This is a genomic window from Nostoc sp., assembly GCF_036916575.1.
Taxonomy (GTDB): Bacteria; Cyanobacteriota; Cyanobacteriia; order Cyanobacteriales; family Nostocaceae; genus Nostoc.
The window spans coordinates 1-21884 of the sequence record NZ_JBALGC010000135.1 but is presented as its reverse complement, the minus strand read 5'-3'; the positions used below and the strand labels follow the sequence as shown (position 1 = coordinate 21884).

The following is a 21884-nucleotide window of genomic DNA, read 5'->3' as shown; positions in this document are numbered from 1 at the left end:
AAATATAGTTAGACCGCTACAACATCAGTTTCTAGATATTTTGCCAGATAGAATACCGAACGCTTTGGCACAATCGGGGAATGAAAATCTCTTTTTCAATGCCCAATCAAGATTCACAACCGAGCAATCACCGACTTGAGCGTAGAAGCCATAGCCTCTATGCTATAGCATTCTACACATCTTTCTCTTGCCTTCATACCTTGCTGGTTTGCTGACTCTAAATTCTGAAAAATCAATTGAATTTGTTCAGCAAGTTGTTCAGGACAAGCAGGCTCGACTAAATAACCAGTATCACCTAAAATTTTGGGAATATCTCCAACGCGGGTTGATAATACAGGTTTAGCCATTGCCATTCCATCTGTCAACTTCAGGGGAAATTGAGCACGAGTTTCTGGGGTATCTCGTTGAGGAACGACTACAATGTGAGCCGCTGCTACCAAATCAGGCATAACATCAGCTGAATACTTTGGTAATTTGATAATCCAGCGTCCCCACTTTTGTTGAAGTTGCTGATCATAATCATCATAAGGACTGCCACCCACAATCACTAGTCTTAAGTCTGGCTGATTAATTTTATCCAGCGCTATAAGAACATCTTCTAAACCTTTATAGGGTCTTGGCGCACCAGGAAACATTAAAATACGATATTCAGATAAACCATAACGATTTCTGCTGGACTCAGCATCATATCGAGCGGGATCAAATAAAGAAGTATCCTTACCATTAGGAACAAATGTGCCGCCAAAACGCTGCTGCAAAAATTTAGTATGCACTGTCACAGCATCAGCGCTACTTACTAAACCTTCCATCCATTTTACATACAAAGGATGATAAGGATTCCTGAGTGCGCCGTCTGGTTTCAACAATTCCCTAGCTAATTGTTTAGGTGTGGGACGATAATGCCAGTCATCGCCACCGTACCAACTGAGTTCCCAATCATCTATGTCTAAAATTAACGGTTTTCGGCTAAATATTTTATTTAGCAGCGCAACTCCAAAACTTGCTATTTGTGGTTTTATAGCATAGATTATATCTCCATCAATTTTTGGTAAAAACTTGCTAATTTCTCCAAAAAAATCGGGGAAATTCTTGCCTGGTAAATTATAAATATTTAATTCTGATGGCAGATTTCGATATAAGTTATTTCCAAATAAAAATCCCATAATTTCAACTTCATATTCTAAATTTATTAAGGCTGTTGATATCAAATATGCACGTAATATAGCTGCACTTGATAAATCTGAAACTAACAGCGATATCTTGGAAAAATTTTTCACTATTTTTATACTTGTTTTTATTTAGTGCGCCAAGGATTTGTAACTTGATTCGGTAAAAATACTTGAGCAAATCTGTCAAAAATCCTTGTATATAAGGAACGAGTAATATTTTTCGCATACTGAGGTCGATAAGGATAGGTACAGTGAAGAACTTTAATTTGATCCTGAATCTTATAAGCATCCTGCCACTTACTGAGATAATTATAGGTAGGCGGTAGGATTTTTAGGTGAGGGCGTACAGATGCGATCGCAGATGCAAAAGCCCCTTGGTCTTTTAGGAGTAATTTATCTTGGTTATTTTTGACAATCTCAAAATAACGTTTAAATTCTTCAAAAAATACCTTGGTTACTTCTGTTTTCCGAAAAGCCATAAAACCGCCATTATACTGCACACTATCTGCTTGCAACGGTAAACCTACTGATTGCAGAATTGGCAAGACATTTGGCAAAAGGTCTTCTTGCTTGCCACGCAATAAATTTGTAGCTTTCAGAATAGAAGGTTGCACATCTTCAGTTAATAAAAAATCATATTCATCCAAATATTCAAATACGTCGTTGATATCGGAAAGCAAGCAAATATCTGAATCTAGGTAAATTGTTTTATCAAACTCAGAGGCTGCATATAGAGCCAATTTTGCTTGCCGTGATGCTAAAACAGTATTTTGATTAGCAGGCGCTGGCTTTAAAATTACATTTTTGAAAGCCTTTAATAACGGATAGAGAACTACCGGAACTTGGTCAATTAAAATAATTATCGGCTCTTGATGAAACTTCCTAATCGCCGCTAAAAAATGAATACAATCTTGAAAAGAGTAAAGTCCGGTTAAAATGGTAATAAATCCTCTTGTTAAATTCATAAAGTTGTTTACATAAAGAGTTAATTTAAAAGTTTTTGTACTTGAAAGTAGAATTTTTTTTAACTTAAATCCTCAATTATTTTACTGATATCATCTTGAATATTAAACGCTTACTCGATTAAGTTGCATACTACTTTATAAAGACTATCTGTATCAAAGATAAAACCCAAATTATCTAGTTTAGCTGTCTAAATATCTCCTAAAAACTTACAAAACTCTTATTTATTATCTCAAAAAAAATCAAAGATTTGTCAGTTTTTATTTGACCTGAAATTAAAATTTCAAACAATATCCTTTTAATTAACTTTTTTCAAAAAAATATATTTTTGATAATCCATTTTAATGAAATAATAAATTTAAACTTACTTAGATATCGGATTCAAAAATAATAAAATAAATGTAACTTTTGATTTCCGATTATTACTAGAGAAATTTCACTGATAAATTCAGATTACTTTTGCTTTTCTTAAGTGTATTTATTGAGAGATATATAAATTTTACTTAAATCTTACTCAATATACTGACAAGGAAAGCTTTGTATGTCAAGCTTCTAGGTAGCTTAGTTGTTCAAAAATCAAATAGGAGTCCTATAGTAGTATTTATTATGCTTAATGAGAGATTATAGTTATACTGAATAAAGTATAAATACTTGATATAGCTTGTGCAAGTAGCCTTGTTACTCGATGAATCTTAAGATTATTACTGAATACCAAACATATATGTTGTGAGGGAGGCAGAGGTAATGCAGGTAATCCGTCTGGAAGCACTCTCAGACAACTACATATTCTTGTTACACGACCATAAACAAAATATTGCCGCCGTCGTCGATCCAGCTGAGTCTCAACCAGTATTAGAAAAACTGGCAGAATTAAAAGCTGAGTTGGTAGCAATTTTCAACACACACCACCATAACGATCATGTGGGTGGTAATAAGCAATTAATGCAGAAATTCTCCCAACTGATAGTTTATGGAGGAGCCGAGGATCGTGGTAGAATTCCCGGACAGCAGGTGTTTTTGCAACAAGGCGATCGCGTCCAGTTTGCAAACCGCATAGCTGAAGTTGTCTTCGTTCCCGGACATACCCGCGCTCACATCGTTTACTACTTTCCCCCCGAAAAAGTTGGTGAGACAGGCGATTTATTTTGCGGCGATACTCTATTTTCTGGCGGTTGCGGTCGTTTGTTTGAAGGAACACCGACCCAAATGCTGGACTCTTTAAGCAAACTGCGCTCTCTACCCGATGATACACGCGTCTGGTGTGCCCACGAATACACTTTAAAAAATCTGCAATTTGCCCTAACTGTGGATGGCGACAACGCCGACTTACAAAGGCGCTTCAATGAAGTCAAGGCTTACCGTAGTCGAGGAGAAGCTAGCATCCCCTCGCTGCTGGGAGTGGAGAAGCGAACCAATCCTTTTTTACGTTGGGATCAGCCATCATTACAATTAACTGTTAAGAGTAGCGATGCAGTACAAACCTTTGCGCGTATACGGGAAATGAGAAATAACTTTTAGGCATTGGGGAGCCACTGCGTTGGGGAGCCAGCGCGGTCTTCTCCCAAAGGGAGAGGCTAGCGCCTGCTGTAAGGGGATTTCCACGCCACTTCCTTCAACGGGGGGATACTGTTGGTGAATGTACTACATATTTGTAAATAAAAGTATTACGTAAGCTCAAACCTTCAATCTGTGGTTGTGGCTTTTAATTGTAATACTTTTGTTTATGCCTTTGTAACACTTTCGCCAACAGTATCCGGGGGGAACCCCCGCAACGGAGTGGCTCCCCATGAGCGACTGGCGTCCGGCTCTGCCGACTTAAAGCAAGTGGCGTCATTGGAGAAAAGTCCATCTTCTCCACTCCCCACTCCCCGCATTCCTTCAATTTTCTAGCGCTAATAGTTGCGATCGCACCCTTCCTTTCGCTACGATCTGTAAGCTTTAGGGTATAGGCAAAGAAGCTTGGAATACAGCACTGACATTGTGAGCTATGCTGCCCAAACCCAAATTAATCAGATTTTACAGGAAAAACGAAAAACGATGGCGAAACGTGTGCAGTTAGTTTTAAATCAGGATATCAGCAAGCTGGGAAAATCTGGCGACTTAGTGGAAGTAGCTCCTGGCTATGCTCGTAATTATCTGATTCCCCAAAAATTGGCAACCCATGCCACTCCTGGTATTCTCAAGCAAGTAGAACGCCGTCGCGAGCAAGAGCGTCAACGGCAATTAGAACTTAGACAGCAAGCTCTTGAGCAAAAAGAATCTTTAGAAAAAGTTGGCAGTTTGACAATTGCCAAGCAAGTTGGTGAAAACGAAGCAATTTTCGGTACTATTACCAGCCAAGATGTTGCAGATGCAATTAAAGCAGCCACCGGTCAAGAAGTAGATCGGCGTGGCATTACCATCCCCGATATTAACCACCTTGGTACTTATCAAGCCGAAATTAAGCTGCATTCTGAAGTAGCGGCGCAAGTAGATATTCAAGTCGTCGCTAGCTAACTGCAAAGAAGGAGTCAAAAGACAGGAGGGGGAGCAGGGAAAGCAGGGGAAGCAAAGGTGAATAACAACTCTTAACTCCTAACCGGAGCTTCGGAGTCTCCGGCTTTGCTCCTAACTCCCAACTAGCTTTCATCTCAAAACTAAAATCGTTTATGGCTGAAGAACTGAGTTTTCACTTGTCTGGTAGCGATCGCCTCCCACCACAAAATATTGAGGCGGAAGAAGCGATTTTGGGGGGTATTTTATTAGATCCAGAAGCGATTAGTCGAGTTAGCGATCGCCTCCTTCCAGAAGCTTTTTATATTAGCGCTCACAAAGATATTTATCAAGCAGCTTTCCGGCTCCACGCCCAAGGTAAAGCCACAGACTTGCTCTCAGTCACAAGTTGGCTGACTGACCATGAGATGCTTGCTCGCATTGGTGGCAGAAATAAGTTAGCAACTCTAGTAGACCGCACAGTGTCAGCTGTAAACATCGACGCCTTAGCAGGGTTAGTGATGGACAAATACCTGCGGCGGCGCTTAATTAAAGCTGGCAATGAAATTGTACATCTTGGTTACGAGACAGAAACCGAATTACCAATTGTCTTAGATCAGGCAGAACAGAAAGTATTCGGTGTTACTCAAGAGCGTCCCCAATCGGGTTTGGTTCACATTTCTGATACTCTAATTAATAATTTTCAGGATATTGAGGATCGAAATCAAGGCATCGCCTTACCTGGGATTCCCTGCGGATTTTACGATTTAGATGCCATGACTAGCGGCTTTCAACGTTCTGATTTGATTATTGTCGCTGGTCGGCCATCAATGGGAAAAACGGCCTTTTGTTTAAATATTGCTCATAATATTGCCGCTTCTTATAAATTACCAGTTGCTGTTTTCAGCTTGGAAATGTCAAAAGAGCAACTGACCCAACGGCTATTAGCTAGCGAAGCGCAAATTGAAAGTAGTTATCTGCGGACTGGTCGCCTTAGCCAAACACAGTGGGAACCTTTAAGCCATGCTATTGGTATCCTTTCTGAGATGCCAATTTATATTGATGACACACCGAATATTACAGTTACACAAATGCGTAGTCAGGCAAGAAGACTGCAAGCTGAACTTGGAACTGAATTAGGATTAATTGTAATAGATTACTTGCAATTGATGGAAGGAGCAGGCGATAATCGAGTTCAAGAATTATCAAAAATTACGCGTCAACTCAAAGGTTTAGCGCGTGAATTATCTGTACCAGTTATTGCTTTATCTCAGTTGAGTCGAGGGGTAGAAGCACGCACTAACAAGCGCCCGATGTTGTCAGATTTGAGAGAATCGGGTTCGATCGAACAGGACGCGGATTTAGTAATAATGTTGTACCGCGATGAATATTACTCTCCCGATACTCCCGATCGCGGGATTGCAGAAATAATTGTAGCTAAACACCGCAATGGGCCAACAGGTACTATTAAAGTTTTATTCGAGCCACTGTTTACAAAGTTTAAGAATTATGCTGGACAAAATAATTATTTAGCAGGTTCGAGTAATAACTATTTACCAGGTTCAAGAACTTAGGTTGACCAAGTAATTATTAAGAAAATGGTTTGATAGAGTATGGAGCATGGAATATTGTTAATTATCTCCATGCCCCAATCCCTATTTAATTCCCAGCAATTCCACATCAAACAGCAGAGTTGCATTAGGCGGAATCACACCACCAGCACCACGAGAGCCATAACCTAACTCTGGAGGGATGATTAACTGACGACGACCGCCTACTTTCATTGTGCTAAGTCCTTCGTCCCAACCTTTGATTACTTGTCCAACGCCGATTTTAAAGCTGAAGGGTTGGCCGCGATCGCGTGAACTATCAAATTGAGTACCATTTTCTAGAGTGCCGACATAGTGAACTTCAACCGTTTGTCCAGGTTGAGGAGTCGCCCCAGTCCCCTCTTTTAATTCGACATACTTTAATCCAGAGGGAGTAGTTACGGCATTAGCATCAGAAGCGTACATAGTATTACTCGCAATTAAGATATTGTTTTCAGTTACAGTTGTGGGCACTGGCAGCGTTTGGGTTAACTGGGCAGCAATGGCAGTATTCTGTTTACTGGCTACTTGCCCCACAATCAACAGCACAACACACACCAGCATGAACGCCACGCTGAGGAAAATTGGTTTCAAAATCAGTTCTCCTTACTTAGGTATCCTGGCAAAAACATTACCAACAGGACACAATTAGTTTAAATCAGAAAGGACATCCTAACGCCAAAGCTTATTTTCCAAATCGCGCAGTTGACGCTCTAAACGGTCAATTCTACCTCGTAGTTCGTCCACTTCCGACTGGCGAGCTACCCCCAAATCCTGCATCATATTTCGCATTTGCCGTTGCATTTGGACATCGAAGTTTCCCTGTTCCGACTTTAACTGCTGGGCAATATCATCTATTACCGCCTTGGCTTGCTCAGGATTGAGCTTACCGTCTTTAACTAAATCATCGCTGACTTGGCGCAGTTTTTCTGCTACTAAAGACGTTGTGCCAAGACCCACCATCATTAGCTGTTGCAACCAGTTGTTGTTGTCCATACTCCCTTCCTCTTACTTATTTCAAACCAGCCGACCCTTGCTCCTGAGTGTAGGCAATCAAGCTATGCTAAAAGCGTAGTTATTCTAGCCTACAACTCTATTTTGGCAAATTAAGAAACACAGGGTTCAAAGGGTGTGGTTATAGAACTCCTCAAGTTTAAGGTTGCCCCAGATTTACGGGAAGATTTTATCCAGAAGGACGCACAAATTTGGACAACAGGGCTGGCTAAATATGCTAGATTTCAAGCTAACCAAACCTAAGCTCCGAGAGCAGCGACGCCGTTCGCCTCCGGTCTCGTAGAGAAGGCGGGCTACGCAATGTAAGCGTTCACCGAAACCCTTGTAGAGACGCGTTAGCCAGCGGGGCGTTCGCGCAGCGTCTCGTAGAGAAGCCCAGTCCAATCTCGCGTCTCTACATTCTTTTCCAGAGATGTCTAATTGTCCCACTTCATACCAATAAATTGTGCGATCGCCTGAAGCAAATATATTCTGATTCACTCTTTGGAGACAGTCAAAAAGGGAGTTGCAGTCCTTGGAAAAGCTAACTCGCCCTTATTTAACTGCTTTGTCAGAAAAACTGTTGAGTGTTTTGGAGTTGAGCGACTGAGTAATTGCTTGACCCGGATTATTAAATCGATACCAATAAATACTGTTATATACCCTGATACTAGACGGCAATGGTTAGTGTTGTATAAGTTACAGTTACCAAAACTGCAACGGTTATGAAATCCCAGGCTGCTCAAGACTATTCTTGGTAAGTAGCAACTTCAGATATAACAGAACAAATTTAGTGTCAGGATTTAAGCATGTCTTACCCGATTCAGTTAAAAATTTGGCAGCGAGTCAGTATTGTAACACTGTTGTTATTAATACCGTCAGCAGGAATTACGATTTTACGTCAGTCTGTTATGGTTGCGGTTCCAGCCAATCAGACTGCTTCCAGTTCTACCCCAACAACCTCGATTCTACCCAATCACCCAGACTACCAAGCACTCCAGGCATTGGTACAACAGTATAGTTGTGTTGTCACCGTCCAAAACTTTGGCACACTTCCTGTAACCCGGACTGAATTTGCCGCAGTCTTGAATGCCTGTCTAAATCGGAGCAATGAGCTAATAGCGACTGACCCCAAGATAGTTACCCAAGCGGATATGAAAACTCTGCAACGCTTGCAGTCTGAATTCGCACCGGAGTTAGCAACCCTAAGAAGTCCGAGAGATGAATTGGAAACTCGTAGTCCCATCACTCCTACTCAGACTACCAGAGAACGTACTCAAGCCGAGTCTACCCGAAAGACTCAACCCTTACCCACGGCCCCGCCCCTTAGTATTCCGTCTGACTCATCTGTTCTTCCTCAAGTTGCTAACCGTGCGAATATTCCTGAACTCCAAGCTGGTAGCAGTATTGGAAGAGTTGCCCCAGAGCCACAAACAGGTAGCAGATTCAATACAGAAAACTACGACCGGATTGAGGATAATCCCTTTCATCGCGTCAGTAATGACCCCCTTTCCACCTTTTCCATTGATGTAGATACAGCATCCTACAGCAACGTGCGACGATTTATTACTCAAGGGGAATTACCACCCAAGGATGCAGTGCGAATTGAGGAACTGATCAACTATTTTACTTACAGTTATCCCCAACCAAAAGGCGATCGCCCTTTTTCTGTCACCACCGAAGTTGCTGCTGCTCCCTGGAATCCTGAACACAAGCTGGTAGAGGTGGGTTTGCAAGGTAAACGCCTAGAGAGTGAAACCTTACCACCTAGCAACCTAGTATTTCTGATTGATGTCTCCGGTTCTATGGATGACCCCAACAAATTACCCTTGGTACAACAGTCCCTGAAATTGCTGGTGAATAAACTGCGTCCTGAAGACCGGGTAAGTTTGGTAGTCTACGCTGGGAATGCTGGATTGGTGTTACCTGCTACTCCTGGTAGTCAGAAATCAAAAATTCTGGCGGCGATTGACCGCTTGGAGGCTGGAGGCTCCACTGCTGGTGGTCAGGGCATTGAACTAGCTTACAAGATAGCCAAACAAAGCTTCCTCAAGTCTGGTAATAACAGAGTAATTTTAGCTACCGATGGAGACTTTAACGTCGGGGTTTCCAGTGATGCCGACCTGACGCGATTAATTGAACAGAAGCGAGATCAGGGAATTTTCTTGACGGTGTTGGGATTTGGTACCGGCAATTATAAGGACGGAAAAATGGAGCAACTGGCTGATAAGGGTAACGGTAACTACGCTTACATCGATACCTTATTGGAAGCCAAAAAGGTTTTAGTTAATGATCTGAGGGGAACTCTGTTTACCATTGCCAAGGATGTGAAAATTCAGGTGGAATTTAATCCGGCGAAAGTTCAGGCATATCGCTTGATTGGCTACGAAAACCGCCTGCTGCAAAACCAGGATTTCAACGATGATAAGAAAGATGCAGGGGATATTGGGGCTGGTCATTCTGTCACAGCACTTTATGAAATAATTCCCATCGGCACGAAAAGCGATGTGAAACTGCCAGAGGTAGACCCCTTGCGGTATCAGCGTTCTGGTGAAACTGCCCCGGATGCTGCCAGTAATGAGTTGATGCAGGTGAAACTACGCTATAAATTGCCTCAGGACAGCACTAGTCAACTGATTACCCAAACCATCCAAGATGATGATTTGAGAGCCGACCAGATACCCTCCACAAACCTGAGATTTGCTGCGGCGGTGGCTACCTTTGGGATGGTGCTGCGTGACTCTGAGTATAAAGGGAATGCTAACTATGATTTGGTGATCAAATTGGCAACTCAAGGGAAGGGGGAAGACCAGGAGGGCTATCGGGGTGAATTCATTCGCCTGGTGGAGCAATCTAGGGGGTTGATTACCAAGAAATGATTTGAATTAGTTTTATAGCATTTTCAGGTATTTAGACCACAACTGAGACGGGGAGTAGGGAGTGGTGTAGTTCAATTACTTGAAAAGCGTTGTAATATCTTGGAGATATTCATAACCCACACCAAAAGAGCAAGAGCGAATAGCGTGCCCCTGGCGATCGCTCTCCACTGTATTTATAAAAGAGCTTTTTCCCCTGCACCTTGCCGTGTAGCGAAGTGAAACATAGATATTAGAAACACCCAAATCTGAAAGATTGGGTGTCTCAAATCAGTCATGGGACAGAGCCACTACAGTATTTGTCAGTTGTTAGAGAGACGGCTAACTGTAACTAAGTTGAACATATTGATGATTGAGTCGGCTGCTATTAAGGGCAACAACAGTTTTTCTTAAGGAGCGATATCTCTTGAATTGCCGTATCTAGAGGTGTCTAGCGGTTCCCTTGAGTACAAGAGTCTCATATGACTGTAATTGTCCAAACAGGGGAGTACGGATAAATCCTGATGTTTTTTCAGTAGTTAAAATGGCTTCGGTTTGGACAGGAGTTTCTTGATTTCCGATAACTAAGTTGATTATTGGTATGAGTAAGCTGAGTCTGACTATATTTCCTCCAAAGTTAGGGTTTGGTGGTTTGCTAATAATTACCGTGACTAGTGTACCAATATCAGTATTTAATGTCTGAATTTGATTACCACTGAAATGAAGGGAAATGTTTTGAGTTTTGTAATCAAGCTGTGAAACTCCATTGAGAATTGAATACTTGATGTCAGTACCTTCGCCCTTAAGTTCAAACTCATTTGGTCGTTGCACAACAATTGCTTGTGCTGGCTTTGTGGATTTGGGAATCAAAAAAGATACCAGTGATGTTGTGGTTAAGCCAGCCACAAAGGTAAGAGCAGTTTTGAGAATTTGACGACGGGGCGGATTTGAAGATATATCTTTAAGGTTAGGGTTCATAATTGCCAAATGCCAGAAAGTAAAATTCTTATCTTTTCAATTATCCCAATAAATTATCCGATTGTAGTGACAAACTATCAAATTTTGGTGATGAGAATAAGCATCTGTTATTCAAGGCTGATAAGTGCTAGTGTAAACCATTTGTAAACGGATATTTTTCTTTATATAAATAAAAATCTAAGTGAGAGAAATGCTGGAGAATCTTCCGAGTAAATATAAGTAAAGAGTAAATAAAGATTTGATTAAATGCTGAATATTTGGAAATAGCGGGTAGCAGCAATTTCTGGCAAGATGGGGCAGAAAACTGAAACCTTCCTTGCGGGGTGTAGGAAAGCGGTTGAAATTTAGTTCCCATTCCTCTGTAGATTGGTTTTCTACACGAAAACTTTCAGCGAGGTTTTTTTGAGTCTGGGGTTAGTTCTGCCCTGTCTTGGAGGAATTTTTGGCTCCCAAATTTCAATGATTAGCTAGGAGAAAAAAAGGGTATTTGCTCGTTGTTGTCCGGGATGAAAATCAGCGATCGCACGTCGAAAACTAGAGAGAATAACAGTAAATCCCAAGCGCAACGAAGATATTCCCGCAATAGTTGCGGCTTGAAACATTAGACACCGAAAATAAGCGATCGCCAGTTTTACCAGTTCAAGTACCGTCACCTAAATGAACAAGCTGTCGTCACAAAAATCACGCTATTATGGAAAATTTAGTCCAAAAGTAGCTCTATTAAGTTGGCACAGGTGGCAAGATGCCCATGCCACAAAACTAGTAAAATCATCCCGCAATTATGCAATGCCCTTATTAATTTGTCATTAGTCATTTCCTCGTTTCCAGTCTCTGGCTGAAAATGCTGCTCATTGCGGCTCTGCCGCGAGTAAGGGAGGCGGAGCCTCAATCAAGGGCATTAAGAGTCGAAAACTCTTAACGAGGTAAACGAGGTATACCCTGCAATGCCAATGCGTCGGTCTACAATGCCAATGCATGGGTTTACAATGTTAATGCGTCAGTTTACAATGCCAATGCGTTCCCCTGCATTAAAAACGTTACGCTTATATGCAAAACTGTACTAAGTTGACATGCATGACAGCGTGTGCGCCTACAGTATATTGCTACACTCATCAAACAACTTTGGCGCACTGGGTAAACTAGCGATCGCTGCTTAAAAGCAGGGGCTTGCGCTTTATGATTTTCGGTGACAGATAAGATAAAGGAGTAACACAGTTCCTCACACAAGTAGCAATGACTTCAACCCTGCGGAAATTTCCTCGTCTTAATACCCCAACCTTGCATCAGTTGCCCAATGGTTTGACAATCATAGCGGAACAGATGCCAGTTGAAGCTGTAAACCTCAACATATGGATTAAAATTGGTTCAGCGGTAGAATCTGATGCCATTAACGGCATGGCTCACTTTTTAGAGCACATGATTTTTAAGGGAACAGAACGACTGGCTAGCGGCGAGTTTGAACGTCTAATTGAAGAACGGGGTGCTGTTACCAATGCCGCTACTAGCCAAGACTATACTCATTACTATATAACCACTGCGCCCAAAGATTTTGCCGAGCTTGCTCCACTACAAATAGATGTAGTATCTAATGCTAGTATTCCTGATGATGCTTTTGAACGTGAGCGATTAGTAGTTTTAGAAGAAATTAGGCGTTCAGAAGATAATCCCCAGCGGCGGACATTTCGACGGGCGATGGAGACAGCGTTTACTGAGCTACCTTATCGCCGTGCGGTATTAGGGCCAGAATCGGTGATTGCCGAACTTAAACCCCAGCAGATGCGGGATTTTCACGCTAATTGGTATCAACCCCAGTCAATTACTGCTGTAGCTGTGGGCAATTTGCCTGTGAAAGAATTAATTGCAACCGTTGCTGAAGGATTTACAAAAGCTAATAACGGTCAGCTTGGAGCGGTAAGTGGTCAGTATACAATATTAAATCCTGAGTCACCATTTACAGAAATTGTCCGTCAAGAATTTAGAGATGAAAGTCTTCAGCAAGCAAGGCTAGTGATGCTTTGGCGGGTTCCAGGAATGACCCAGTTAGCTCGCACATATGGACTGGATATTTTAGCAGGAATTTTGGGACACGGACGGACATCAAGACTAGTGAGGGATTTACGAGAAGAACGGGGATTGGTTTCTTCAATTTCTGTGAGCAACATGAGCAATCAGCTGCAAGGGACATTTTATATTTCAGCTAAATGTGCAGTGGAAAATTTACCAGTTGTAGAGGATGCGATCGCTCAACACATTCATAAACTACAAACCCAGTTGGTCACAGAATCAGAAATTGCCCGTGTGCGGCGGCGAGTAGCTAACAGATTTGTTTTTGGCAATGAAACACCAAGCGATCGCGCTGGGTTGTATGGTTATTATCAGTCTTTGGTGGGAGATTTAGAACCCGCCTTTAACTACCTAGATTATATTCACAGCCAAGATGCAACTGACTTGATACAAGCTGCCAAAGAGTATCTTTCCCCAAATGCTTATGGTGTAGTTGTCCTCAAGCCGTAAATTATAAAATTGGGCATTGGGCATTGGAAGAGGCAGAGGGGCAGGGGCAGAATTAAATATTACTTCTTTCTCCTCTTTCCCCTACTCCCTGCTCCCTGCTCTCTGCTCCCTCATCCCCAATTTAATCATGTGGACTCAAATCGATGCTCATATTAGCCAGGTGACTGGCGAAAAATTTCAGAGTCAGCAACGGCGAGCGGTTGGTGGCGGCTGCATCAACCAAGGTTATGCTGTTTCCAATGGTGAGATAACCTACTTCGTCAAGCAAAACCTTGCATCCCAAGTTGCGATGTTTGAGGCTGAGGCATTGGGTTTAGAGGAAATGTTAGCAACAGCTAGTATTCGCGTCCCAAAACCTCTAACCTGGGGTATAGCTGAGAATTCTAGCTACATCGTGCTGGAATGGTTAGAACTTGGTAGCGGTAACAGCAATTCTTCTCTACGAGACGCTCCGCGATGGGAAGAGATGGGGCACAAGTTGGCGGCGATGCATAAAGCTAGCAGTAGCGAAGGTTTTGGTTGGAAAATTAACAATACCATTGGTTCAACGCCCCAAATCAATACTTGGACAGCAGACTGGGTAGAATTTTATATTAAACATCGCCTGGGTTATCAATTTCAGCTGGCAAAGCGACGGGGAGGAAATTTCCCTCAGCAAGAAAAATTACTAGCAGCTATCCCGGAACTATTGGCGCACCAAGTGCAACCTTCTTTAGTACATGGCGATTTATGGGGCGGAAATGCTGGGTGTACAGCCTCAGGAGAACCCGTGATTTTTGATCCAGCAACTTATTTTGGCGATCGCGAAGTTGATATTGCCATGACAGAATTGTTTGGTGGATTCCCCGCAGCGTTTTACAAAGGTTATAACGAAGTCTTTCCTTTAGATCCAGGCTATGAGCAGAGAAAAACCCTCTATAACCTTTATCACATTTTGAATCACTTCAATTTATTTGGGGGCGGTTATGGTTCCCAGGCAAACCGGATGATTGACCAGATTTTGCGCTAAGTACAGCATTTCATTAATTCGTAGCGAATTAATGAAATGCAATACCCTGCAATGCCAATGCGTCGGCTTGCTTTGTTAATGCGTAAGCTGCCTTGTTAATGCGTCGGCTTGCCTTGTTAATGCATTTTAATGCAATGCCAATGCGTTCCCTGAGAATGTTAATGCGTTCTCCTGCATTAAAAATGCTACGCTTTTATGCAAAACTTTACTAAGTACACGATTGCAGAAACACAGGAACACCCGATTAGTCGATTCACTGCTGCAAATCATCACCTCCCTGACTCTAGAGAACGCCTTAATAGCGTGACAAAAAACAGCAGGGTGGTTATGGCTCAATACGGTTCAGTTAGCGCCAAAAACCTTTCAGGACTTACGGAAAAACTCTCTGGAACTCTTATTCCTACCCTGCCTTAAGCCGCTGTTGCGTCTATGTGTCCTTTGCGACGGCAGTCCCTCATGGGGGAGACCCCCATCGCCTTTGGCGTCTCCCTTTGGGAGAAGACCGCGCTGCCTCCCCTTTGTGGTAGCCTGCGGCAAGCCGCTCCGCGTCTACGTTTTTCTTAATTTTCGGGTAAGTCCTGCTCTTAACCCAAGCGTATTGGGTTATGGCTTGGAGACTAATGCTACCTTAAAGCCACAATTTGATTTACCATTACCCCCAATGCCAAGATACCCAAAATTGTCATTAATCCCGCAGGCATAAACTTGCGTGTTTTCACAAGTCTAAATGCAAAGAAAATTACTAAAACAGCAGTAACTAACATTGCTAAAATCGAACCCCAGGTTTGCCCTTGGAGTTGAAAGTAAGCGGCAAATATTAGTAATAAACCGCTGATGCTACCACTTAGGAGTGAAACCAAACTTTTAGCCTGAATGTAGCCAATAATGCCACCAACAAACGCTAATATACCGTAGGTAAAAGCAGCAACGATATCTAAATTCATTGTTAAAACCTATGTAGACTTTGACTTTACTGCCAGGGTCAGCAGACAATTTACCATAATTATTTAGCTATACCACACAATTGATTGATGGATAATCAAGGAATGCCAATGGCAAGTACTTCCTCATATACAAAAATTCAATATCTCCAGCGCCAAGCAGCGTCACTTTTACTGTACCAATCTGTTCTGCAAGGCGAAGTGGGGATGGCATTTCTGGAACTGTTGCAAGCTATACGTTACACTGACGCCGATGCACGGGGTTGCCTCCAAGCTTACGGCAGTTACTTCCACGTTTTAGCTGCTAAAAATCAAAACTGGGAAGATTATTTAATTACTCAAATTCTCTTCTGTGAGAATCCCTTTACAAGGCTTGCCCAAGCGCGAGAATTTGAAGATTTGCCCCCGGCTTTAATAGCAGCAGTTCACCATGATTTACAAATATTACAAAGTCTCTATAAATGTAGCAGCGCTTTTTTGAGTGAGTGGATACAAGGCGTAGCTCATCTGCCGATTTCGCCAGTAGTGTGGTATAAAGAGCAAGAATTGGTAGGAGTAGAGACAAAGTTCACTACATATCTACAAGAGTTAGATAATTGGGGTGATGCTGTAGAAGAACTAGCGACTTATTATCGGCAATGTGGCTCTGGTTTATTTGCAGAATATCGCGCTTTCCGCTGGCAGGCTGGACAGTTTATCGGGATTCGGTATTCCGACCCAATTAAGCTGAGTGCGCTTGTAGGTTACGAGTCTCAAAGAGATGCTTTGCTAAAAAATACAGAGTTTTTATTAGCAGGAGAGATGGCACTGCATGTATTACTTTACGGGAGTCGCGGTTCTGGCAAATCTTCTTTGGTGAAATCTTTGTTGAATGAATATAGCCATCGCAACCTCCGCTTGTTGGAAGTGTCAAAATCTGACTTAAAAGACCTACCAGAAATTGTGGAACATTTACGGGGAGTGTCACAAAAATTTATCATCTTTGTCGATGATCTTTCTTTTGAAGAAGATGATGATGCCTTTAAAGCCCTGAAGGTAGTTTTAGAAGGTAATTTAACCGCGCGACCTCAAAATGTAGTTGTTTACGCTACTTCCAATCGCCGCCACTTAATTCGGGAGTTTTTTGTGGATAGACCTGCACCTAAGGATAACGAGGAAATCCATGCCTGGGATACGATGCAGGAGAAGCTTTCGTTTAGCGATCGCTTTGGTTTAACCTTGACCTTTGAACCAGCTAATCAGAAAACTTATTTAAAGATTATACAACATCTAGCCGCACAAGCTGAAATTAATATTACCCAAGAAGATTTGGAATTTCAAGCATTACAGTGGGCAACTCGCCATAATGGTCGTTCTGGACGTACAGCACGGCAGTTTGTTGATTTTTTAAAAGCAGATTTAACACTTTTTCATGCAAATAACAATACATCCAACACCTAGCATTAAAATAATTTCCAATTCGTAATACTCGCCTTTTCTACGAGACGCTACGCGAACGGCGAGAAGCAAGCTAAGTAATTCGTAATTAAGTTTTATAAAGGATATTTATACCCTACTACAAAACTTGTCGCTTATTAGTTATGGGGGACTTAAACCCCCAAAATTAGTTAAAATTAATTCATTGAGCATTGCACTTATTTGTTACTTACAGAGCAATGTTATACATCAGTAACTAAAACTAGAGATTTCAGAAAGTCTATGAGAGAAAATTTGCAAAAAATGTCTTGTTTCACCAGACAGAACAACAGATTGAAATTATTTTTTCTGAAGTTTTGTTTTCTGTGTGTTCTAATTACAAATTACGTTAGCGTAGCGGGGCATAGCCCATTACGAATTACGAATTACTATGAGAACTACTTATTCTGATAATTTAACTAGGTTGAAAACCAGCAATATGCAATCAGTAATGATCAGCAATCGATTTATCTTAGGCATAGTTGCCTTTAGTGTGAGTTTTGGTCTTAGCCTTGTCCCAAACTGGGATTTTAATAAAGCCTTTATCACAGGTATAATTACTGCCGTTACTATCTATGCAGCAGCATTATTTGTAGATAAGCGACGCCGAAATTATGAAATGTTTATTTTAGGTTCTCTCCGCAGGCGAATTAAAGATATGGAGGGATTGAAGGCTCGTGTTGTCAAAGAAATCAGTCAAATCGAAGAACATCATAATTTATTATATGCTGAGTCACAAAAACTGCAAAATCAAGTAACAGAAAGCCGTAACCAAAGGGATAGTCTACATCGAGAATTAAGAACATTTGCTGGGCATAAAAAGCAGTTAGAAACCGAAATCAGTAGCCTGCAAACTGAAATTAATAACTTGCAGAAAAATCAAGCAGAATTGAACAATGCTTTTTCTGTACTCACAGCAGAAAAGCGCCGTCTAGAGTCGAATTGTAATGTATCTCGTACTGAAATCACCCAGATGCAAAGTCAAATTTCCAAACTCCAACAGGAGAAACAAGAAATTGAAAGCAATTTAACTCTTTTAGGCAGACTCAAACCCCAATTAGAAGAAAAATTATACGAACTGCGAATTGCAATTCAAGAGCTAGAAGTTGAGACAAACCAAAAAAATCAATTGCTTGTAGTGACAAAAACTGAAATAGAAAATATCCAAGACATCCTAAATTATTCACAAACCAAACTAATAGAACAAAAAGCTGAATTTCAGCAGTTACAAGGGCAAGTCTCATTATTGCAAGAAGAACGAGACTCATTACAAAATCAAGTATGGGAATTACTCCAACAAATAGAAACATTCAATCCCGAATTTTTGTCTGATAATTCCCAAGAAGATAATATTGAATTATTTCCTTTTTCGGAAATAATTGAAAATTCTGCAAATATAGAGAATTCGGATGTTGATACATCAGAGAATCTACCCGAAGAATGGACTAATCTTTTAGAAAACATACCAGTATCTGAACTACAAGTATTAAAAGCTATAGTTGAACAAGATAATCCTAAGGTTGCTATTAAAAAAATTGCCGAAGCAAACATCACTATGCCGAATCTCTTAATTGATTCTATAAATGAACGGGCAAATGATACTATTGGTGAATTAATAATTAATACAGATTCGGAAAGTCCAGAAGTTTATCAGGAGCATATGACGCATGTCAAAAAAATGATTGCAATGTATGAAGCCCTCATGGCTAGACATGCTTCGTCAAATTAAATTATTATTGCCGTCGTCAGATTAGTAGTAAGGTGAATATGTGCCTTACTTACTGAGTGCTTTTGCGTTTAAAATAAAGTGAAGTGTAATACATGGCAAAGCTCAAAATCTCGAAAAAAATCTCCACTGCTTTAATCAATTCCCTTACTGCGGGAGTAGTACCAAGAATGGGAGTTGAATATATAGCAGTAGGTCGAGAAAAAGAACTAAAAAGCCTATTACAAAATCTTGATGATATTGCAGAAGGTGTAGCAGCATTTCGTTTCATAATTGGTAACTACGGTTCGGGGAAAAGTTTTTTACTGCAACTAATTCGCAACCGAGCGATGGAGCAAGGTTTTGTAGTAGCTGATGCTGATTTATCCCCTGAACGTCGATTAGCAGGAAGCAACAATGAAGGTGTAGCTACCTATCGAGAATTAATGAGCCACCTAGCTACAAAAACTCGTCCTGATGGTGGTGCTTTAGTTTCGATTTTAGAAGGGTGGATTAATAAAATTCAACAAGAAGTGGTTAAAGAAACTCAAATGCGTCCGAATGACGATGGTTTTGATGACCAAGTTGAATCAAAAATTAGGGAAGTAGTTCAGTATATTGAAGACTTAGTTCACGGTTTTGATTTTGGTAGCGTTATTATCGCTTATTGGCGTGGCTACCGATTGGATGATGATAATTTAAAAAATGTGGCAATGCGCTGGTTACGTGGAGAATTTACTACTAAAGTTGAGGCGAAAGCAGCTTTAGGAGTGCGTGTCATTATTGATGATGATAGTTGGTATGACTATATCAAACTATTTGCTAAGTTTGTAGCTGAAATTGGCTATAAAGGACTGTTAATTTTAGTTGATGAAGCCGTACATTTATATCAAATATCGACTACAATCACGCGAGAAAAGAATTATAATCGACTCCTTGCAATGTTTAACGACACCATGCAATGTAAAGCAGAACATCTTGGTATTGTCGTTGGTGGAACAACTAAATTTTTAGAAGACCCTAAACGGGGACTTTTTGCAGACCAAGCTTGGCAAAGACGTACAAAAGAAAGTCGTTTTGTTATACAAGCTGATGTTCAGGAACATTTAGGGCCAGTGATTAGGCTAAGTCCGTTGAGTGAAGCAGAGATTTTGACACTTTTGCAACGTTTAGCTGAAATTCATGCGCTCAATTTTGGCTATCAACAGACTTTGACAAATCGTGAGTTAAAAGAGTTTGTCCAAGAAATTGTTAATCGCTTAGGTGCAGAAGCATTATTGACACCAGGGGAAATTGTCCGAGATTTTATGAGTGTGCTGAATGTTCTTCACCAAAATCCAGGAATTGCGTTTGGTGAATTAATTCATGGCTCTAAATTTAAACCTACTTCTATGGGTAAGGATGCAGATGTGGATGAGGATAATGCAGCAGAATTTAGTTTGTGATTTACTCTCTAGTAATTGGTAAGGCCAGCCAATCGCTAAGTTCAGGGGATAAATAAAAGAATTATTATAAATATAATTAAATTAATATTTGTACGAGTGCAAATCCTTTGTTATTGGGTGAATCTAGCTCAACCTAGCAGTGCCAATTGCCGCTTATGAATCGTTTTTTAACGTGATTTACCCCAAGCATCAGTGCAGCAATATCAAATAAAGTTGATTGTATATGATCCAGTGGATGAGGTGATAGTTAAATGGATAAACTAGCATTTTATCGTCAGTGTATTCAAAAACTATTGACTGAATACGGCGATGTTAGATCGATAAACGGCGAAATTGAGACGCAAATAATTTTTGATGCAGAACACGACCATTATCAAATTGTTGATTTGGGATGGGATAAACATTACCGCATTTATAATTGCGTCATGCATTTGGACATTAAGAACCATAAAGTTTGGATTCAACGTAACCAAACTGATCAGTTGATTGCTGATAAATTGGTAGCAATGGGTGTACTAAAACAAGATATTGTATTGGGCTTGCAGCCTATCTATGCCAGAGAATATACAGGGTATGGTATGGGGTAGGGTTAACCAAGTTCAATCGTATCCGATCACGGGGGCAATGCCTGGGGCGAGGTAATGGCGACTCATATCGTCATCTGTATAATGCTATTTAAAATACTAATGAGTCAACCTCTGACAAAAGTCGAAATCTCTCATCAAATTCATCTGTTTTGAGGATTGATTAAAATAGCTTTTGGTTGATTAGCATTAAATAGAGAAGCAGCCAACAGAATAATCGGCTCGTTTGTTTGGTTTTCTCCATAATGAACTATTCCGGGATATTCAACTAAAGAATCTCCAACTGTAAGCTGCATAGTTTTCCCTTTTTGAAGAATCAATTCTGTGCCGTTAGCTTTCGTTACTTTAGCTTTTCCTTCTAAAACAGTAAAAGTTAAAGTTCCCGCCTCTAGTTGTGCAATCTGCATTCCCGGATGAGTATGAGTAGGGAGTTTTGTTCTTGGTGCGATGGTATAGCGTACAAGCTCAAGAATCTGCTTTTGATCTTGAGTAGGATAACCACTCGCTAAAACTTCACGATTAACAGATTTAGTGTAAGCATTGGGTGAGGAGATTTCTTGGCTTTTAACAACTACACTGCCAAAAGCCAGGATAGCTAAGGGGAGAATCAGAGACAGTTTTCTCATATTAAAAGTTTTTTGTTTGGGCAATACCTTTAATTAAATCATTTTGTCTTTAGTTAACCAACAAAATATCTTCAGGATAGGGATGATGAGCAAGATAATCTTCATCTCTTCCTCGTGCAATAACGACATCTGGCTCAGGCTCACTCTGATTGGGAAGAGTGATAGGATCTTGTCTACGGATGACTGCTTGTAGACGCGAAGCGGCTTGTCGCCAGACATCACCTAAAAGCCGATCCAATTGACAGCATAGGATAGAACCACAAACTGTATGAGGTATTCCCTTTGCTGTCATTTGAATCAGTTCTTTGCGAATCAATTCAATATGATTCGACTCAGTGAGAAATCCGAGTTCAATCAATCGATGGTATTCAGCGATGGTAAATCGCTTAGGTGTCACAGCATTCATCAGACATCCTTTCAATGGCAATGATTCCACTTTTACTTGTACACTAACAGAGATTACAGCTATTTTCAGGTAAATAAACTACGTGGTAGGGGCACAGCAATGCTCATTGGTGTCAACTTAAGAAAAAATCTGCTTTGAGAGGACGTTTTGCCCTCATCCCCTAACCCCTTCTCCCAACTT

The 21884-nt window shown here is 40.9% G+C and carries 19 protein-coding genes and 2 pseudogenes; 12 read left to right on the top strand and 9 right to left on the bottom strand.

The features are described from left to right. Positions 1–113 precede the first annotated feature (113 nt). Positions 114–1277, bottom strand: coding sequence for a glycosyltransferase family 4 protein (locus tag V7L29_RS30300; protein ID WP_334737827.1), 1164 nt, complete (start codon positions 1275–1277; stop codon positions 114–116). Positions 1278–1294: 17 nt separating this feature from the next. Next, positions 1295–2134 carry a putative nucleotide-diphospho-sugar transferase gene (locus V7L29_RS30295; RefSeq protein ID WP_334737826.1) on the bottom strand — a complete coding sequence of 280 codons (840 nt, stop codon included), beginning with the start codon at positions 2132–2134 and terminating at the stop codon, positions 1295–1297. A 742-nt stretch (positions 2135–2876) separates the two neighbouring features. On the opposite strand from V7L29_RS30295, the gene gloB reads away from it, so the two are divergent. From gloB to dnaB, 3 genes are all read left to right on the top strand, one after another. Next, the gene (gloB, locus tag V7L29_RS30290; RefSeq protein ID WP_334737825.1) at positions 2877–3650 is read left to right on the top strand and encodes a hydroxyacylglutathione hydrolase; all 774 of its coding nucleotides are present in this window, start codon (positions 2877–2879) and stop codon (positions 3648–3650) included. Between the two features lie 519 nt (positions 3651–4169). Continuing rightward, positions 4170–4628, top strand: a complete 459-nt coding sequence (rplI, locus tag V7L29_RS30285) for a 50S ribosomal protein L9 (protein ID WP_334693629.1) — start codon at positions 4170–4172, stop codon at positions 4626–4628. A 152-nt stretch (positions 4629–4780) separates the two neighbouring features. Beyond that, a complete protein-coding gene (dnaB, locus tag V7L29_RS30280; protein ID WP_334737824.1) occupies positions 4781–6178 on the top strand; it encodes a replicative DNA helicase in 1398 nt (465 codons plus the stop codon). Between the two features lie 81 nt (positions 6179–6259). On the opposite strand, the gene V7L29_RS30275 is transcribed toward dnaB, so the two are convergent. Together V7L29_RS30275 and V7L29_RS30270 are read right to left on the bottom strand one after the other, a co-directional pair. Then, positions 6260–6787 carry an FKBP-type peptidyl-prolyl cis-trans isomerase gene (locus tag V7L29_RS30275; RefSeq protein ID WP_334737823.1) on the bottom strand — a complete coding sequence of 176 codons (528 nt, stop codon included), beginning with the start codon at positions 6785–6787 and terminating at the stop codon, positions 6260–6262. Positions 6788–6865: 78 nt separating this feature from the next. Continuing rightward, the gene (locus V7L29_RS30270; protein WP_273769398.1) at positions 6866–7189 is read right to left on the bottom strand and encodes a phasin family protein; all 324 of its coding nucleotides are present in this window, start codon (positions 7187–7189) and stop codon (positions 6866–6868) included. Positions 7190–7324: 135 nt separating this feature from the next. On the opposite strand from V7L29_RS30270, the pseudogene V7L29_RS30265 reads away from it, so the two are divergent. Both V7L29_RS30265 and V7L29_RS30260 read left to right on the top strand, forming a co-directional pair. Beyond that, a pseudogene (locus V7L29_RS30265) lies at positions 7325–7432 on the top strand (TIGR03792 family protein); the annotation flags it as partial. Positions 7433–7995: 563 nt separating this feature from the next. Beyond that, complete coding sequence (locus tag V7L29_RS30260; RefSeq protein WP_334737822.1) at positions 7996–10065, top strand: YfbK domain-containing protein; 2070 nt, start codon at positions 7996–7998, stop codon at positions 10063–10065. Between the two features lie 417 nt (positions 10066–10482). On the opposite strand, the gene V7L29_RS30255 is transcribed toward V7L29_RS30260, so the two are convergent. After that, a complete protein-coding gene (locus tag V7L29_RS30255) occupies positions 10483–11019 on the bottom strand; it encodes a hypothetical protein (RefSeq protein ID WP_334737821.1) in 537 nt (178 codons plus the stop codon). A 467-nt stretch (positions 11020–11486) separates the two neighbouring features. Beyond that, positions 11487–11672: a hypothetical protein gene (locus V7L29_RS30250; protein ID WP_334737820.1), complete on the bottom strand. Its 186-nt coding sequence runs from the start codon at positions 11670–11672 to the stop codon at positions 11487–11489. A gap of 580 nt (positions 11673–12252) precedes the next feature. On the opposite strand from V7L29_RS30250, the gene V7L29_RS30245 reads away from it, so the two are divergent. From V7L29_RS30245 to V7L29_RS30235, 3 genes are all read left to right on the top strand, one after another. Next, positions 12253–13533 (top strand): M16 family metallopeptidase, encoded by a 1281-nt coding sequence (locus tag V7L29_RS30245; protein WP_334737819.1) that lies wholly within the window; start codon positions 12253–12255, stop codon positions 13531–13533. A gap of 127 nt (positions 13534–13660) precedes the next feature. After that, positions 13661–14542 carry a fructosamine kinase family protein gene (locus tag V7L29_RS30240; protein WP_334737818.1) on the top strand — a complete coding sequence of 294 codons (882 nt, stop codon included), beginning with the start codon at positions 13661–13663 and terminating at the stop codon, positions 14540–14542. A 195-nt stretch (positions 14543–14737) separates the two neighbouring features. Beyond that, positions 14738–14956, top strand: coding sequence for a hypothetical protein (locus V7L29_RS30235; protein WP_334737817.1), 219 nt, complete (start codon positions 14738–14740; stop codon positions 14954–14956). Between the two features lie 209 nt (positions 14957–15165). Here the strand turns inward: V7L29_RS30235 and V7L29_RS30230 are convergent, their stop codons facing one another. Then, complete coding sequence (locus V7L29_RS30230) at positions 15166–15486, bottom strand: TMEM14 family protein (RefSeq protein ID WP_334737816.1); 321 nt, start codon at positions 15484–15486, stop codon at positions 15166–15168. Positions 15487–15573: 87 nt separating this feature from the next. Here V7L29_RS30230 and V7L29_RS30225 point away from each other — a divergent pair, with 87 nt between their 5' ends. The 4 genes from V7L29_RS30225 to V7L29_RS30210 all read left to right on the top strand — a co-directional run bounded on the left by V7L29_RS30225 (position 15574) and on the right by V7L29_RS30210 (position 20675). Continuing rightward, the gene (locus tag V7L29_RS30225) at positions 15574–16923 is read left to right on the top strand and encodes an ATP-binding protein (protein ID WP_334737815.1); all 1350 of its coding nucleotides are present in this window, start codon (positions 15574–15576) and stop codon (positions 16921–16923) included. Positions 16924–17329: 406 nt separating this feature from the next. Next, positions 17330–18667 carry a tellurite resistance TerB C-terminal domain-containing protein gene (locus tag V7L29_RS30220; RefSeq protein WP_334737814.1) on the top strand — a complete coding sequence of 446 codons (1338 nt, stop codon included), beginning with the start codon at positions 17330–17332 and terminating at the stop codon, positions 18665–18667. A 92-nt stretch (positions 18668–18759) separates the two neighbouring features. Next, positions 18760–20088: an ATP-binding protein gene (locus tag V7L29_RS30215; protein ID WP_334737813.1), complete on the top strand. Its 1329-nt coding sequence runs from the start codon at positions 18760–18762 to the stop codon at positions 20086–20088. 251 nt (positions 20089–20339) lie between these two features. Next, positions 20340–20675 carry a XisI protein gene (locus tag V7L29_RS30210; protein WP_334737812.1) on the top strand — a complete coding sequence of 112 codons (336 nt, stop codon included), beginning with the start codon at positions 20340–20342 and terminating at the stop codon, positions 20673–20675. Positions 20676–20815: 140 nt separating this feature from the next. Here V7L29_RS30210 and V7L29_RS30205 read toward each other — a convergent pair whose 3' ends face one another. Both V7L29_RS30205 and V7L29_RS30200 read right to left on the bottom strand, forming a co-directional pair. Beyond that, complete coding sequence (locus tag V7L29_RS30205; RefSeq protein ID WP_334693594.1) at positions 20816–21298, bottom strand: cupin domain-containing protein; 483 nt, start codon at positions 21296–21298, stop codon at positions 20816–20818. Between the two features lie 55 nt (positions 21299–21353). Further along, positions 21354–21704 (bottom strand): annotated as a pseudogene (locus V7L29_RS30200) (Uma2 family endonuclease); the annotation flags it as partial. Positions 21705–21884: the final 180 nt, after the last annotated feature.

Excerpts from the sequence above, each read along its gene's own strand:
- V7L29_RS30235 (WP_334737817.1), top strand. The coding sequence starts at position 14,738 with ATGCAAAACTTTACTAAGTACACGATTGCAGAAACACAGGAACACCCG.
- V7L29_RS30240 (WP_334737818.1), top strand. The coding sequence starts at position 13,661 with ATGTGGACTCAAATCGATGCTCATATTAGCCAGGTGACTGGCGAAAAA.
- gloB (WP_334737825.1), top strand. The coding sequence starts at position 2,877 with ATGCAGGTAATCCGTCTGGAAGCACTCTCAGACAACTACATATTCTTG.
- V7L29_RS30225 (WP_334737815.1), top strand. The coding sequence starts at position 15,574 with ATGGATAATCAAGGAATGCCAATGGCAAGTACTTCCTCATATACAAAA.
- V7L29_RS30245 (WP_334737819.1), top strand. The coding sequence starts at position 12,253 with ATGACTTCAACCCTGCGGAAATTTCCTCGTCTTAATACCCCAACCTTG.
- V7L29_RS30255 (WP_334737821.1), bottom strand. The coding sequence starts at position 11,019 with ATGAACCCTAACCTTAAAGATATATCTTCAAATCCGCCCCGTCGTCAA.
- V7L29_RS30205 (WP_334693594.1), bottom strand. The coding sequence starts at position 21,298 with ATGAGAAAACTGTCTCTGATTCTCCCCTTAGCTATCCTGGCTTTTGGC.
- V7L29_RS30230 (WP_334737816.1), bottom strand. The coding sequence starts at position 15,486 with ATGAATTTAGATATCGTTGCTGCTTTTACCTACGGTATATTAGCGTTT.
- V7L29_RS30295 (WP_334737826.1), bottom strand. The coding sequence starts at position 2,134 with ATGAATTTAACAAGAGGATTTATTACCATTTTAACCGGACTTTACTCT.
- V7L29_RS30210 (WP_334737812.1), top strand. The coding sequence starts at position 20,340 with ATGGATAAACTAGCATTTTATCGTCAGTGTATTCAAAAACTATTGACT.
- V7L29_RS30260 (WP_334737822.1), top strand. The coding sequence starts at position 7,996 with ATGTCTTACCCGATTCAGTTAAAAATTTGGCAGCGAGTCAGTATTGTA.
- dnaB (WP_334737824.1), top strand. The coding sequence starts at position 4,781 with ATGGCTGAAGAACTGAGTTTTCACTTGTCTGGTAGCGATCGCCTCCCA.
- rplI (WP_334693629.1), top strand. The coding sequence starts at position 4,170 with ATGGCGAAACGTGTGCAGTTAGTTTTAAATCAGGATATCAGCAAGCTG.
- V7L29_RS30215 (WP_334737813.1), top strand. The coding sequence starts at position 18,760 with ATGGCAAAGCTCAAAATCTCGAAAAAAATCTCCACTGCTTTAATCAAT.
- V7L29_RS30270 (WP_273769398.1), bottom strand. The coding sequence starts at position 7,189 with ATGGACAACAACAACTGGTTGCAACAGCTAATGATGGTGGGTCTTGGC.
- V7L29_RS30220 (WP_334737814.1), top strand. The coding sequence starts at position 17,330 with ATGAGAACTACTTATTCTGATAATTTAACTAGGTTGAAAACCAGCAAT.